The sequence below is a fragment of the Paenibacillus humicola genome (assembly GCF_028826105.1).
GTDB lineage: Bacteria > Bacillota > Bacilli > Paenibacillales > Paenibacillaceae > Paenibacillus_Z > Paenibacillus_Z humicola.
This window is the reverse complement of record NZ_JAQGPL010000001.1, coordinates 5,849,771-5,863,579: the sequence shown is the minus strand read 5'-3', so window position 1 is coordinate 5,863,579 and position 13,809 is coordinate 5,849,771. Positions and strand designations below refer to the sequence as shown.

Annotated in this window: 11 protein-coding genes; 10 read left to right on the top strand and 1 reads right to left on the bottom strand. The window is 55.2% G+C overall.

Annotated features, from left to right (window positions below; translation table 11 throughout):
• The first annotated feature begins 140 nt into the window (after positions 1 to 140).
• From yycF to PD282_RS26975, 5 genes are all read left to right on the top strand, one after another.
• Positions 141 to 911: a response regulator YycF gene (gene yycF, locus PD282_RS26995; protein ID WP_274654900.1), complete on the top strand. Its 771-nt coding sequence runs from the start codon at positions 141 to 143 to the stop codon at positions 909 to 911.
• Positions 908 to 2,740 (top strand): cell wall metabolism sensor histidine kinase WalK, encoded by a 1,833-nt coding sequence (gene walK / locus PD282_RS26990; protein ID WP_274654898.1) that lies wholly within the window; start codon positions 908 to 910, stop codon positions 2,738 to 2,740. The genes yycF and walK overlap by 4 nt, the downstream gene beginning before the upstream one ends.
• The gene (locus tag PD282_RS26985) at positions 2,737 to 4,188 is read left to right on the top strand and encodes a YycH family regulatory protein (protein WP_274654896.1); all 1,452 of its coding nucleotides are present in this window, start codon (positions 2,737 to 2,739) and stop codon (positions 4,186 to 4,188) included. Before walK ends, PD282_RS26985 begins: the two co-directional genes overlap by 4 nt.
• Before the next feature lie 442 nt (positions 4,189 to 4,630).
• Positions 4,631 to 5,368 (top strand): two-component system regulatory protein YycI, encoded by a 738-nt coding sequence (gene yycI, locus PD282_RS26980; RefSeq protein WP_274654894.1) that lies wholly within the window; start codon positions 4,631 to 4,633, stop codon positions 5,366 to 5,368.
• Positions 5,369 to 5,397: 29 nt separating this feature from the next.
• Entirely contained in the window at positions 5,398 to 6,204 is an 807-nt protein-coding gene (locus PD282_RS26975; protein WP_274654892.1) for an MBL fold metallo-hydrolase, read from the top strand.
• Here PD282_RS26975 and PD282_RS26970 read toward each other — a convergent pair.
• A complete protein-coding gene (locus tag PD282_RS26970; protein ID WP_274654890.1) occupies positions 6,173 to 6,394 on the bottom strand; it encodes a hypothetical protein in 222 nt (73 codons plus the stop codon). The genes PD282_RS26975 and PD282_RS26970 overlap by 32 nt on opposite strands.
• Positions 6,395 to 6,560: 166 nt before the next feature.
• Between PD282_RS26970 and PD282_RS26965 the strand changes: the two genes are divergently transcribed.
• The 5 genes from PD282_RS26965 (at position 6,561) to PD282_RS26945 (ending at position 13,610) form a co-directional block, all read left to right on the top strand.
• The gene (locus tag PD282_RS26965; protein ID WP_274654888.1) at positions 6,561 to 7,991 is read left to right on the top strand and encodes a S1C family serine protease; all 1,431 of its coding nucleotides are present in this window, start codon (positions 6,561 to 6,563) and stop codon (positions 7,989 to 7,991) included.
• Between the two features lie 176 nt (positions 7,992 to 8,167).
• Positions 8,168 to 8,335 (top strand): CxxH/CxxC protein, encoded by a 168-nt coding sequence (locus PD282_RS26960; RefSeq protein ID WP_274654887.1) that lies wholly within the window; start codon positions 8,168 to 8,170, stop codon positions 8,333 to 8,335.
• Positions 8,336 to 8,339: 4 nt separating this feature from the next.
• On the top strand, positions 8,340 to 8,819 hold the full coding sequence (gene rlmH / locus PD282_RS26955; protein WP_274654885.1) for a 23S rRNA (pseudouridine(1915)-N(3))-methyltransferase RlmH: 480 nt from the start codon (positions 8,340 to 8,342) through the stop codon (positions 8,817 to 8,819).
• 209 nt (positions 8,820 to 9,028) lie between these two features.
• On the top strand, positions 9,029 to 9,238 hold the full coding sequence (locus PD282_RS26950; protein WP_274654883.1) for a hypothetical protein: 210 nt from the start codon (positions 9,029 to 9,031) through the stop codon (positions 9,236 to 9,238).
• A gap of 286 nt (positions 9,239 to 9,524) precedes the next feature.
• Positions 9,525 to 13,610 carry a HigA family addiction module antitoxin gene (locus PD282_RS26945; protein WP_274654881.1) on the top strand — a complete coding sequence of 1,362 codons (4,086 nt, stop codon included), beginning with the start codon at positions 9,525 to 9,527 and terminating at the stop codon, positions 13,608 to 13,610.
• The last annotated feature ends 199 nt before the right edge of the window (positions 13,611 to 13,809 follow it).

Below are 13,809 nucleotides of genomic sequence, written 5' to 3'. Positions count from 1 at the left end.
GGAACTTTCCTTGGGACTAGCGGCCTTCCTATGGTAAAATAAAGGTGCGTATCCGCATGAGTTTAAAGCCGGAGCGAGGTTAGATTTCCGAACAGGCCGGCATTCGAAACAGGCTGGCTACAGCGACAGGCGGTGGTACGATGCACGGAAAAATTTTAGTGGTCGACGACGAACAGCCGATTGCAGATATTTTGAAATTCAACCTGGAAAAGGAAGGTTATCAGGTCATTTGCGCCTTTGACGGCGGGGAAGCGGTCCGTCTCGCTTTCGAGGAGAATCCGGACCTGATCCTGCTCGACCTGATGCTCCCGGTCAAGGACGGCATGGACGTGTGCCGCGAGGTGCGTTCACGCCTGCAGACGCCGATCATTATGCTGACGGCCAAAGATACGGAGCTCGACAAGGTGCTCGGCCTCGAGCTTGGCGCGGACGATTACGTCACCAAGCCCTTCAGTACCCGCGAGCTGCTCGCCCGGGTGAAGGCGCATTTGCGCCGGCGGAAGAACGACGCGCTGGCCGCGGCCAGGACCGGCGAATCGGCATCCGGCAGCGGAATGGCGGCCGATAACGGCTCGGATTCGAAGCAGGGTCTGCACATTTTCAACCTGTTTATCGATACGGACATGTATGTCGTCTATAAGGATAACGAGCCGCTCGATCTGACGCATCGCGAATACGAGCTTGTTTATTATTTGGCCCGGAACAGCGGCAAGGTGATGACGCGCGAGCATCTGCTGCAGGCGGTATGGGGCTTCGAATATTTCGGCGACGTGCGCACGGTCGACGTGACGATTCGCAGGCTGCGCGAGAAAATCGAGGACGACCCGAGCCGTCCGGAGTACATTTTGACCCGGCGGGGGCTTGGCTATATGATGCGCAACCCGAAATCCGGAGGCTTCGGCTACGGATGAACGACGGTATTCGATTTTTCCGGACGATTCAAGTGAAGCTGATCATCATCTATGTCCTGCTCATCCTGATCGCCATGCAGCTGATCGGCGTTTATTTCATCAGTACGGTGAAGACGTCGCTGACCGAATCGTTTACGAAAAACTTGAACGAGCAGGCCAACCTGCTGTCGGAAATCGCCGCCCGGACGCTTGCAAGCAAGCCGGCCGACGGCGAAGACGATAAAACGACCGAAGAGGACCTGAATGTGCTCGTCCGCAATTTGTTCAGTCTGAACCAGGCGGAAATTCAGGTGCTGGACGCGAGCGGGCGCGTTATGGCCACATCCCTTGCGTCGCATCAGTCCTATGTCGGCAAAAAGAACACGTCGCTTGCGGTCAGCCGGGCGCTGCAGGGGATCCGGGACAACGAGGAAGACGTCATCGACGAGGATAACGTCCGCAAAAAGATTATCGCCAAGCCGGTCATCTCCGGCCAGAAAACGGTCGGCGCCGTCTATTTGGTCGCCTCGATGAAGGATCTGTACAGTACGGTGGACCGGGTCAACCAGATTTTCGTGTCCGGCATGCTGATCGCGCTTGGCCTGACCGGCGTGCTCGGGATTTTGCTGGCGCATACGATCACGAATCCGATCAAGGCGCTGACCCGCCAGGCGGCGGCGGTCGCGGAGGGGCGGTTCGACCAGCGGGTGCCGGTGCTCGGCGACGACGAGATCGGCAGGCTCAGCCAGGTGTTTAACGACATGACCTCGCGGCTGCGCGACGCGCTGTTCTCCAACGAGGAGGAGAAGGAGAAGCTGGCCTCGATTCTCGCCAATATGAGCGACGGAGTCGTGGCGGCCGACGAACGCGGCATCGTCATGATTACGAACCGGCGCGCGCAGCAGATGCTCCGCCGGGACGAATGCGAAGGCTGCCGGCTGACCGACCTGTTCGGGATGGAGGGGAACCAGCTTTCGGCGCTGCTGCGGGGCCACGAGTCTTCGGTCGTGACGCATTATGTGCTGCCCGATGGCGACGAGGACGAGCTGCTGCGCGTCACATTTACCGCGATTCACCGGCGGGACCAGGGCATTGCCGGGGCGATCGCGGTGCTGCAGGACGTGACGGAGCAGGAGCGGCTCGACCAGTCGCGGCGCGAATTCGTAGCGAACGTCTCGCACGAACTGCGCACGCCGCTGACGACGATCAAGAGCTACGCGGAAGCGCTGGACGACGGCGCGATGGAAGAGAAGGAGCTGGCGCAGCGTTTTGTCGGCGTCATCCGCAACGAGACGGAACGGATGATCCGCCTCGTGACGGACCTGCTGCATCTGTCGCGGCTCGATTCGAATCAGGCGCCGCTTCGCCGGCAGCAGACGAGCGTCCCCGACATGCTCGAGGAGGTGGCCGACCGTTTCTCGTTCCAGCTGCGCAAGAAATCGATCCGCGCCACGGTACGGGTCGAGGACGGCATCAGCAGCGTATGGCTGGACCGCGATCAGATCGATCAGGTGCTGGACAATCTCGTTTCCAATGCGATCAAATATACGCTGGACGGCGGAAGGATCGAAATTGCCGCGCGCAAGCAGGAGCCGGCTTCGGTCGCCATCAGCGTCAAAGATACCGGAATCGGCATTCCGAAGAAGGATTTGGGGCGGATATTCGACCGGTTCTACCGGGTGGACAAAGCGCGTTCCCGCAACATGGGCGGCACGGGGCTCGGCCTGTCTATTGCCCGGGAAATTGTGAAGGCGCACGGCGGCTCGATCGCGCTCGACTCCGAGCTGAACGAGGGGACGACGGTTACCGTCGTGCTGCCGAACCTCCTGGCGGGAGGCGAAAGCGCATGATCGAGAAAACAAAGACGTGGCTGCTCGCCGCGCTTGTCCTGATCAGCCTGCTGCAGAGCTATTTTCTCGCCTACAGCATGCCAGGGCTCGGCGTGACCGTGTCGCCGCAGCAAAGTTATTTGAAAACCGAGCCGATGGGCACCGAGCAGCAGGTCGAGAACGTTATTTTTCCCGAGGATATGGTGCTGCATATGGGAAAAAGCAAGCATACGATGCTGTATCCGGGGACGAATTTCTATAATCGGATCTACGAGAAGCTGCAGAGCCGTGAGTTCAAAGGATTCGAGCAAAGCCGGACGGCCGCGGTCAATTGGAACGAGGTGCGGGACAACGACCAGGGGCTTGAGCTGCGTTTCGGAGGCGGCGTCCCGGTCGAGCTGCTGAGCAAAACGCTCAAAATCGAAGGCGACACGCAGTTTATGAACGATACGATCAGCCGGATCTGGATTTTCAAGAACGGGGATCCGGGCGTTGTGCGGACGTATTTCTTCAGCGGTGACGGCACTACGGTGTACGAATCGCTGCGAGCCGACTTGACCGCGCAGGATCTGCAAACCTACATCGGTTACGGGGAATATCAGACGCCTTATGAAGCGATCGGCCAGAACCTCTATGTGCCTGCCGCTCCGATCCAGAGCGTCCGGACGCTGCTGCCTTACGAGCTGTACACGCCCGAGCAGATGCAGCGCAACCTGTTTTTCGATCCGGGCGTGACGCGGGCGATCAGCGACCGGAGCGGGTCGCAAATTTATACGGACGGCAAAAAAGGGCTGCAGGTGGAGCAAAACGGCAAATGGATCAGCTACACCGACCCGGTCGCCGGCCAGGGTATCGAGGACAAGGAAAGCGATAACGTCTACACGTCCATCTCGTTCATTAACGAGCACGGCGGATGGGATGGGCTCCACCGGCTGAAGCCGGTGGAGCAGCTGGACGATGGCCAGGCCATCCGCTATCAGCAGTATTACAGCACGCAGTTTTACGGTGCGTTTCCGATCATTGCGGAGTCGCCGTTTCTATTCGGTGAAATCCGGCTGCGATTGCAGCAGGGTGTCGTATCGGAATACGAGCGCACGCTCATTACGCTCGGGAAGAAGCCGGAGTCGAAGCAGGAGGTGTGGCTGCCGGGAGGCAAGCGGCTCGAGAACGCACTGGCGAGCTATGCGCGCCGCAGCGAGGTGCAGTCGATTTTCCCGGCGCTGCGCGCGATGCCGGTCGACGACGGCAAGCTCCGGCTCGAGCCGGTATGGGCCGTCCGGCTGAGCGACGGCACGCAGGATGTGCTGGCGGAGGCGATGCCGGCCGGCTACAAGCCGAGCGCGGCCGAGCTCTCCGCCGGCAGCGGCTCGGGCTCGGCGGGCGAAGGCGCCGCCAAGGCGAACGGCCCGGCCGGAGCCGGCAGCACCGCGCAGTCCGGCGGCAAGGCCGGCTCGCCTCCCGCCGGCTAGGAGCAGGGCGGCTGACCGGCTCAAGGACGTGCAGCGGTGCCCGGAGCCGACCGGCGGCCCGGACGAGCGTGCTGCGCCCGGGCCAAGCGGGGAGCGCCCGCAGCGGGAAAGGCCGTATGGGCCGGCGAAGCAGGGCAGCCGGTCGGCTATGCCTCCGGCCCGCGGCTCCAGCGGGCCGGGTTCCCTGGAGTGCCGGGCAGTGCCGCCCGCGAGCAGCTCCGGCTCAAGGTCCGGCAGCGGTGCCCGGAGCCGACCGGCGGCCCGGACCTGCGGTGCTGCGCCCGGGCCAAGCGGGGCGCGCCCGCAGCGAGAAAGGCCGCTTGGCCCGACGCAGCAGGGCAGTCTGTCGGCCAAGCCTCCGGCCCGTGGCTCCGACACTCTAGGGAACCCGGCAGTTTTCCGGCAAATCAAGCAATCGACCTTGCGCGGAGGTGAAAGACGGATGGACTGGAGCAGGGCGAAGAGCGTCCTGATCATCGCATTTTTGCTGCTGAATGTCGTGCTCGGTTACCAGCTCTGGTCCAATATCCGGGAAGGACTCAGCGCAAGCGGCGATGTCAGCGACATGCCGCCGGAAACGCTCGCCATTATGCAGAAGAAGAATATTCGGCTCGACACAAGCATCCCGCTCGAAACGCCGGACCTGCGCGATTTGACGTACCGGGTGACGGACAGGCTGGGCGCCGCGCAGCGGATCGAGCTGAAGCAGCCGGTCGACAGTAAAATCGTGTTTAACGGCGAGCTGCAGCATGAGCTCGGGAGCATCATTCCGAATCTGGATCAATATTCGTTCGTCGATACGAACTGGGGCGGCGAATTTATCCTGTACCGGAAGGCCGGCTCGCTGCCGATTTTCGACGCGAAGCTGGAGCTGTACTATAACGGCAATCAGAAAATAACGGCGTATCGCCAGGATCAGATCGAGCTCGTCTCCACGGAGGAGGGCCCGAAGCAGACGGTGCTGTCGGCGACGAAGGCGGTCACCCGCCTGATCGAAAATTATTTGCCGGACGGTGCGGTCATTCGCGAAATCAAGCTCGGCTATCAGGGCCAGATTTTCAGCAATTCGGAAACACAGGTGGCGGCCCCGTCATGGCGGGTGCTGCTGGAGGACGGCGCGGTGTATTATGTCAATGCGATCAGCGCCGAGGTTGTGAAGGATAAAGAATCCGTTTCATGAGGAGCAGGGGAAAAGGCGGTTTTGGGGAAATGAGCATACGGTTTACGGTGCTGGCAAGCGGATCGACCGGCAATGCGACGATCGTGCAATGCGACGACGCGACGGTGCTGATTGACGCCGGCTTAAGCGTGAAAAAAATCGAATCGCTCATGCAGGAACGGGGCGTGGCCGGCCATCATCTGGATGCCATCCTCGTCACGCACGAGCATTCGGATCATATCAAAGGACTCGGCGCGTTCGCCCGCAAGTTCGAACTGCCGGTCTACGCCAACGAGGCGACATGGGAAGCGATGGAGCGCCATGTCGGGCAAATGCCGGAAGAGAAGCGGGTCGTGATCGAAACCGGCGAGACGGTCGCGTTCGGTTCGATGCGGACGACGTCGTACGCGATATCGCATGACGCGGCGGAGCCCGTCGGCTATATTTTCGAGGACGGGGACGTGAAGCTGAGCCTGGCGACCGACCTCGGCTATGTCAGCGACAAGGTGCGGCTCGCGATCGAGGACTCGGACGTGCTCGTGCTGGAGTCGAATCACGATGTGGACATGCTGCGGATGGGACGTTACCCGTGGAACATCAAGCGGCGCATTTTGAGCGACATCGGGCATTTATCGAACGAAGCGGCGGGAGAGGCGCTCTGCCAGCTGCTCACCGACCGGACGAAACGCGTCTATCTGGCGCATTTGAGCCTGGACCACAATTTGATGGACTTAGCGAAGCTGACCGTGAATACCATTTTAGAAAGCAACGGTTTCTTTTTCCGGAAGGACGAGTATCCGCTGCGGGATACATACCACGACCGGCCTACGCCATGGGATGAAGTGAAGCGGAAATAAGACCGTTCAGCTCCCGTTCCAGGGATTCGGCTTTCCGCTCGAGCTCCTCGCGGGTAAGCAGCCCTTTGTCGATAAGCAGCTCGGTGACGGCGCTGACGGCCAGCAGGACGCGGTAATGGTCTTCTTTCAAATCGGCGAGCTTGGCTGCGAGGTGGACGCCTTCGACGAGGGATGATGGTTTGCGCGGCATGATTCGTTCGCTCCTTTATACGTGTAATGGTGGATAAAACTTCCTCTTGCTACTGTCGGCTGCACATGTGATTCTATTAACTATTGTAGACTTTTCGTCCGATACTATTCCTAGATTCGTAAAAAATGGTCTTGATGCCCTCCGCGCATCGAGAGGAGCGATATCGATGAGCTTATTCGACGACGATTTTTACTCCACGCGCGTATCCCGCCGGGCCCGGCAGGAAAGCCGCGGGGAGAAGTCTTTTTCCTTCGGGAAAAGCCCGTCCGCCGGCAGCTGGTCCAATGTTCGTATTGCCATGACGTCGTCGATCATAAGCTCGCTGGCTGCGGTGCTGCTGTTCGGGCTAATCGTGGGCTTCCACAGGGATGGAGGCTCGGTTGCGGCCGGCTCCAGCGTAGCCGCGGTGAAAACGTCCGATCCGCTGGACCGGACGATTCAGGCGGCAGCCAAGGTACGTCCCGCTGTTGTGAGCATTATTAACGAGCAGCCGCTGCCGAAGGGCGCCGCAGGCGGAACGGACGACGGCGGCCCGCAGATCGACGACGGAACAGGCCTGGAGGAAGCGGCGCTCGGTTCTGGATTTATTTTCGAGAAGGTGAAAGGGAAGGCCCATATTATTACGAACAACCACGTCGTGGAAGACGCGGAGGCGGTCAAGGTCGTCCTCTCGGACGGGGAGACGCGCGACGCGAAGGTGCTCGGCAAGGACGAGATCTCGGATCTCGCCGTGCTCGAGATCGACGGCAAAGGCATCGACACGACCGCGGAAATCGGCGATTCCGATGCGCTTCAAGCCGGACAGGTCGTCATGGCGATCGGCAACCCGCTGGGCCTCAGCGACTCGCTGACGATGGGGATCGTGAGCAAAACGAAACGGATTATTCCCGTCTCGCTCAACCAGGACGGCAATTACGACTGGGAGCAGGAGGTCATCCAGGTTGACGCTTCAATCAATCAGGGCAACAGTGGCGGGCCGCTGATCAATCTGGACGGCAAGGTGGTCGGCATCAACAGCATGAAGGTGGCCGATTTCGGCGTCGAAGGCGTCGGCTTCGCGATTCCGACCCATTCGGCGATGCCGGTGGTGAAGAGCCTGCTGGAATACGGGAAAGTCAAACGCCCTTATTTGGGCGTCTATACGATGGATTTGGAGCAGTATTTTGCCCAGGCGCAGCCGGGGGGCGGCCATGCCGGCCCGGGCGGTTTCGATGGCTCGGAAGGCTCGGATGGAGACGGCTCGACTTCCGGCTCGGACGACGGGATTGGCGGGGACGGCTTAAATGGCGGCCCATCCGCTGGCACGGCGGATAACGGCGGCGAGCTGAAGCTGCCGCAGAAGGGCGACCTGAAGCTGCCGGCGAGCGTGAAGCAGGGCGTCATCGTGCTGCAGGCGGTCGGGCCGGCCGCGGAGGCGGGGCTGCAGTTCAACGACGTCATCGTCAAGCTGGATAAGCAGCCGATCGGCAGCACGCTTGAACTTCGCAAATATTTGTACGCCCGGAAATCGATCGGCGACGACATCAATGTCACCTTTTACCGGGATGGGAAGCTGCAGTCGGTGACGTTTAAGCTGACTGAGAATCAGGAAGACTAGCAGAATAGGGAGCGATTGGGATCAGCTCTTGGCGGCTCCGCGGCGGGCGGCGGCCTGCAGCTGGTCCTTTCGTGCGTGTACGGGATGAACGAAACGGATCCGACACGATTCGTCGGTTTGCAGATGGCGGGATAGAGGAGCCGAAAAATACGAGGATTTTGGGGGACAAGCGATTCATGTATTGCGTATGTAAGAAGCATGTGGAGCTGGCGATCGATAAGTTTGTCGACGAATACGAGGATGCGCCGGATCTGGTAGATTTGACGTCGACGACGTTCACGGCGTGGGAAGCGCCCGCGACGTGCGACCTATGCGGCGAGGCCGCAGCGGTTTTGGTGGTGTAGCGCGATGCAGATCCAGATTGCGGCGGTCGGCAAGCTGAAGGAAAAATATTTGGCGCAGGGCATCGCGGAATACGCGAAGCGGCTCGGGCCGTACGTGAAGCTCACGCTCACGGAGGTGCCGGACGAGAAAGCGCCGGAGACGATGAGCGCGGCGGAGGAAGCCTCCGTCCGCGAGCGCGAGGGCGAGCGGCTGCTCGCGCAATTGAAGCCGGAAGCGCATGTGATCGCGCTTGCGCTGGACGGGGAGCTGTGGTCGTCCGAGGACCTGGCGGCCGCGCTCGATCGATTAGCCACGTATGGGCACAGCCACGTGGCTTTTGTCATTGGCGGGAGCACGGGCCTCGCTCCCGCCGTGCTGTCCCGCGCCCAGCAGAAGCTAAGCTTCGGGCGCATGACCTTGCCGCACCAGCTGATGCGGCTGGTGCTGATCGAGCAGGTGTACCGGGCGGTGAAGATTAATCGGGGGGAACCGTATCACAAGTAGGGCGAAATTTGATTAGTCATAAGAGCGAGCATGATCACCCGGCATCTTTGACAAAGACCATCATATTCCAGTAGAATTTTAAAAGCCTCAACTGTATCTGCCAAGCGATAGTAAACTGATGTACCAAGCGGAGTCCAAATCCGTTAGTTTTCTGAAGCTGAAGGGTACACGCGAGGTTTTTCTAATTGTGGCGAAAAGGGAAAGGTTTCATGTATTCAGAATGGATTATTACTATCGGTGAGACCGGTGAAGAAAAGATTGTTTGGGGAGAAGAATCTAAGGTTGATGAGTATAAGAAAGAGAATCTTGAGAATGGAGATTTCGGAGGAGGATTTACAGGTAGAACTCTCGGAGAAATTGAAGCAATCGTTTATGGATTAAAGAAGAATCATCCTAATGCAGTAGAGATATCGTTGTAATTAAGAGTTGCGTAAGTCTTTGCGTATATTGTGAGATTAAGAGGTTGCTTCAGCATTGGGGTTTTTCCGGACAAAGGAAAAGCCCCTTTCGCTGTTGGTTCAGTGGATTGCACTGTGCTTAAAAAATGCTTCTCGGTCCCCTCATTGAAGTCAAGTTCGATGCTGTTGATTTGACTCAACAAAAAAGAACATATATTTGTATTGTGTAACGCAACACAATACAGTACTATGGATATAGAATGATAACTAATTAGCACATCCGGTGCTGCATAGGGAGGAATGAAGAGTGGACAACAAATTTAATGATGAGAGGAAAATAGGTGCCTATATCCGAGAAAAAGTCATTCCAAAGGGCATGTCTGTTAAAGATGCAGCTAATTTGCTGGGGGTAGGACGCCCGGCTCTTTCTAACCTTCTTAATGGACATGCCGCACTCTCGCCCGACATGGCTACGCGCATTGAGCGGGCGTTTGGAACTAGCGCACGTGAGTTGACGGATATGCAGGCGGCTTACGATGCTAAGCTTGCTCAAGAGAAAGGAGTGGCGGCTACCACAAAGACCTATATACCTCCTTTCATGCAGTTTAAAGCCAATGATATTGAACAGTGGGCATCTACGATTAAAGCTCGTACCCGTCTCGCCGTTTTCCTGAGAACATTGGTTAATTCTACGGGGCTGAATATCAGGAAGATTGATTTTCCCGGAAATGATGATGCCGAACGCCCGGGTTGGGATGGATTCTTAGAGGCTGAGGAGGGAACACCATGGGTACCTGCTGGTAAGTCTGGGTGGGAGTTCGGTACCAATGATGATCCAAAGCAAAAGGCGGATAATGACTACAACAAGAGTATTGGTCAGACTACATCCGAGGAGCGATCTGAGATCACTTTCGTTTTTGTTACACCAAGGCGATGGGCTGGAAAGGCAGTTTGGCGGAAGGAACGCTTGGCTGAGAAGAAATGGAAGGATGTTCTTGTCTTTGACTCCAGTGATCTCGAACAATGGCTTGAGCAATCGATTTCCGGTCAAGCATGGCTTGCGAATGAACTGTCGGTTCCGTCGCTTGGTGTAATGTCGCTTGATGAGAGTTGGAAGCAATGGGTTGCTGATACTGAACCAACGCTTTCGAAGGCTCTTTTTGAAGAAGCTGTGAAGAACGCTAAAACTACCGGAACCGTATTGAAGAAGTTAACTAAGTCAGAACCCGTAATTATTTGTAGTGATTCAACGGAAGAGGCATTGGCGTTTCTAAACTGTTTATTTTCACCCGATGATCCTGACCTCTCGCAGTTCCGTGATCGAGTAGCGGTATTCACGCAGACAGGAGCATTATCAAAGTTGGCGGCAAAGCCCTCGGATTTCATCGCGGTGATAACGAGGCGAGATGTGGAACGAGAATTTGCACAATATAAGAAAGATCTACGATCCATCATCATCTACCCACGCAATTCGACAAATGCCGATGCTGACATTTTCCTTGAACCTCTCAGTTATGAGTCTTTTCGTACGGCATTGGAGACAATGGGCTGCAATAGAGATGAAATTGATAAGTTAGGTCGCGAATCAGGGCGATCACTAACTGTTTTAAGGCGTCGACTTTCCAAGCTGGAAGCGATTCGGACACCTGAATGGGCGTCGGATACGAAAATCACAGCAATACTCTCGGGTTTCCTTTTGGCCGGGGTGTGGGACGCCAGTAACGAGTCGGACAAAGCTGTTCTTTCGCTTCTTGCGAATGATATTGAGTACGATCAACTAGAAAACAAACTTGCGGATTTATTGCTCTTAAGTGATAGTCCAGTTTGGTCTATTGGTCATATGCGTGGATTAGTTTCGAAGATTGACGCCCTCTATGCGATCAACAAGAGATTGGTTTGGAGAGATATTAAACGCTTTTTGGATTTGGCGGAACAAATTCTCTCCGAGGATGACCCATCATTGGACCTTCCGGAAGAACAGCAGTGGGCTGCTGGCATCTACGGTAAGACGAGAGAAATATCTTCAGCTCTTCGAAAAGGGATTAGTGAATCCCTGGTTCTCCTCGCGGTGTATGGCAATTCTCTGTTCCGAGATCGACTGGGACATGATATTGAGATAAAGATTGGGCAGATCATAAAGTCGCTTTTGACCCCTCTGACAACACGCAAGTTGGAGGCTCAATCAAATGACTTACCGGTGTATGCAGAAGCTGCGCCAGAGATCTTTCTCCAGATACTTGAAGAGGATTTGAATTCTAGCCAGCCACAGTCTCTTGGCCTCATGAGGTCTGTTCAATCAGGACTTTTTGGGCGCAATCCAAGAACCGGGTTACTCTGGGCTTTAGAGAGTATTGCTTGGTCACCTGAGTATCTTATTAGGACGGTCCGTATTCTCGCTGAACTTGCTCAACCGGTAATTAACGATAATTGGGTGAATAAACCGATCGAAAGCCTTAGCGCCATTTTTCGTTTTTGGATGCCGCAAACTACAGCGCCGCTAAAAGCTCGAATTGCAGTACTTGAATACTTAGTTAGGAAATACCCTAATATTACGTGGTCTCTTTGTTTTGAGCAGTTTAACGCGCACTCAAAAGTTGGTACTTACAGTTATAAGCCCCGTTGGCGAACTGGTGCTCACGGTGCCGGTGATCCGGTGGGGGGAGAAGAACGACAGGAATTTCGCTTAAAGGCACTCGAAATGGCATTGGACTGGAGATGGCATACAGCCGATACGCTCGGAGATCTTGTTTCTTGCATTGAGCAGCACCTCCCAGAGGAATTTGAAGATCGCATCTGGGAACTCATTGAGACCTGGAATCACACAGCAACTGATAGAGAGAGGGCCATTCTCCGGGAGAAAGTCCGTACTAGCGTCTTCACACGTCGTGCCAGGAAGAACAAAAATAAATCGCTTGAGCCTGATTCTCGTGCACATAAAATATATCTTCTTTTGAAACCAAGTGATATTGTCATACGGCACGAGTGGTTATTTAAGAAGCAGTGGGTCGAAGAATCCTATGATGAACTGGAAGAGGAGGTACCCGACTATAAGGCACGTTCTGCAAAGATCGAGGCTTTGAGGCGTAACGCTCTTACTGCGATAATGTCTGAACGAGGACTTGAAGGGGTACTCGATCTCGCATCTCGTGGAGAATGTGCAAACCTTATAGGAGGGCTGCTTTCTACCATTCTTGTTGAACATCATGAAGTGCTTAAACTCGGAGCGGATATTCTCGCACTAGGGCCATTGGCAGACTCACAGGTGCGTCAATCTGTAATTTCAGGGTTGTTGCATGGATTGGTGTATGGGGATAAGGCCGATCTGATTATACGATTAATCAAAGATCGGGAGATGTCTGAAATCCTGTCCCTGCTATTACAGGCACCATTCACTAGGGTCATCTGGGACATTGTTGAGACACTGGATACTGCCGCTCAAGGAAGCTACTGGAAAGCAGTTATTCCCAACTTTTCAAGAGACGAGGAACTTGGACACTTACAATATGCCATTGACCATCTCATTGGTGTGAACCGTCCTAGAGCAGCTTTTATACATGTCCAATACGACTTGGCAGCAATTCCTCCGAAGCTTTTGTTTAAAATGATAACAGCCATAGCCACCAATTCCGATGAGTCTCCGGGAACTTACCAACTTGATCGTTATCATATTGCTGAAGGGTTTAAATTACTAACAGAAAGTGGAGAGATTCCTGTTGATCAAATGGCAGGATTGGAGTTCCAATTTATTGAAGTTCTCTCAGGGGAAGAGACTGGGATTCCTAATCTCGAAAAGCACATTGAGGCGCATCCCGAACTTTTTGTTCAAGCTGTGGCGATGGCGTACAAGCGAACTGATGGTGGAGAGGACCCGAAAGAATTACGTGCACCAAACCAGCAGGTTCAGGAGCAGCGTGCTATAGCAGCATATAACCTTCTGGATAAACTTTCAGCAATCCCAGGCCATGATAAGCAAGGCGAACTGGACCACGAAGAAATAGAAAATTGGGTTCGAAGAGTTCGTGAACTGGCAGAAGAACTATCTCGCAGAGATATATGCGATATTTGTCTCGGTAAGCTATTCTCTAATGCTCCAATCGGTAAGGATGGCATCTGGCCATATGAGCCTGTTCGTGAGGCAATTGAGCAGATCGCGACGGATAAATTTTCAAGCGGTGTATGTACGGGTCTTTACAATGCCCGTGGTGTACAATGGCGTGGTGAAGGCGGGGATGAAGAGAGACAATTAGCTGAAAAGCACGACAACTGGGCTAAATCATTGGAATTCAGCTACCCTCGAGTCTCTGAGATTCATAGACAGATGGGTAAATCTTATCGGCGTGATGCGATGCGGGAGGATAATGAGGCTGAGGTGAGGAGACGTTTGCTGGATTAGGTCGGGAATGCGAGGTTCTGTGCACAGAGTTGTTATCTGGACGAGAGTTCATTAACAACTCTGAGCACAGAAAGCTTTCAACAAATGAGGACTTCCATTATTACGGTGCCCTCAATTTATAGACTTTGGGATGATAAGTAGAGACTTATCACAAATGAGGTGAAATGTTCTTGTTTCTAGGATCATTGTGTGGTTTTAT

Excerpts from the sequence above, each read along its gene's own strand:
- yycF (WP_274654900.1), top strand. The coding sequence starts at position 141 with ATGCACGGAAAAATTTTAGTGGTCGACGACGAACAGCCGATTGCAGAT.
- walK (WP_274654898.1), top strand. The coding sequence starts at position 908 with ATGAACGACGGTATTCGATTTTTCCGGACGATTCAAGTGAAGCTGATC.
- PD282_RS26985 (WP_274654896.1), top strand. The coding sequence starts at position 2,737 with ATGATCGAGAAAACAAAGACGTGGCTGCTCGCCGCGCTTGTCCTGATC.
- yycI (WP_274654894.1), top strand. The coding sequence starts at position 4,631 with ATGGACTGGAGCAGGGCGAAGAGCGTCCTGATCATCGCATTTTTGCTG.
- PD282_RS26975 (WP_274654892.1), top strand. The coding sequence starts at position 5,398 with ATGAGCATACGGTTTACGGTGCTGGCAAGCGGATCGACCGGCAATGCG.
- PD282_RS26970 (WP_274654890.1), bottom strand. The coding sequence starts at position 6,394 with ATGCCGCGCAAACCATCATCCCTCGTCGAAGGCGTCCACCTCGCAGCC.
- PD282_RS26965 (WP_274654888.1), top strand. The coding sequence starts at position 6,561 with ATGAGCTTATTCGACGACGATTTTTACTCCACGCGCGTATCCCGCCGG.
- PD282_RS26960 (WP_274654887.1), top strand. The coding sequence starts at position 8,168 with ATGTATTGCGTATGTAAGAAGCATGTGGAGCTGGCGATCGATAAGTTT.
- rlmH (WP_274654885.1), top strand. The coding sequence starts at position 8,340 with ATGCAGATCCAGATTGCGGCGGTCGGCAAGCTGAAGGAAAAATATTTG.
- PD282_RS26950 (WP_274654883.1), top strand. The coding sequence starts at position 9,029 with ATGTATTCAGAATGGATTATTACTATCGGTGAGACCGGTGAAGAAAAG.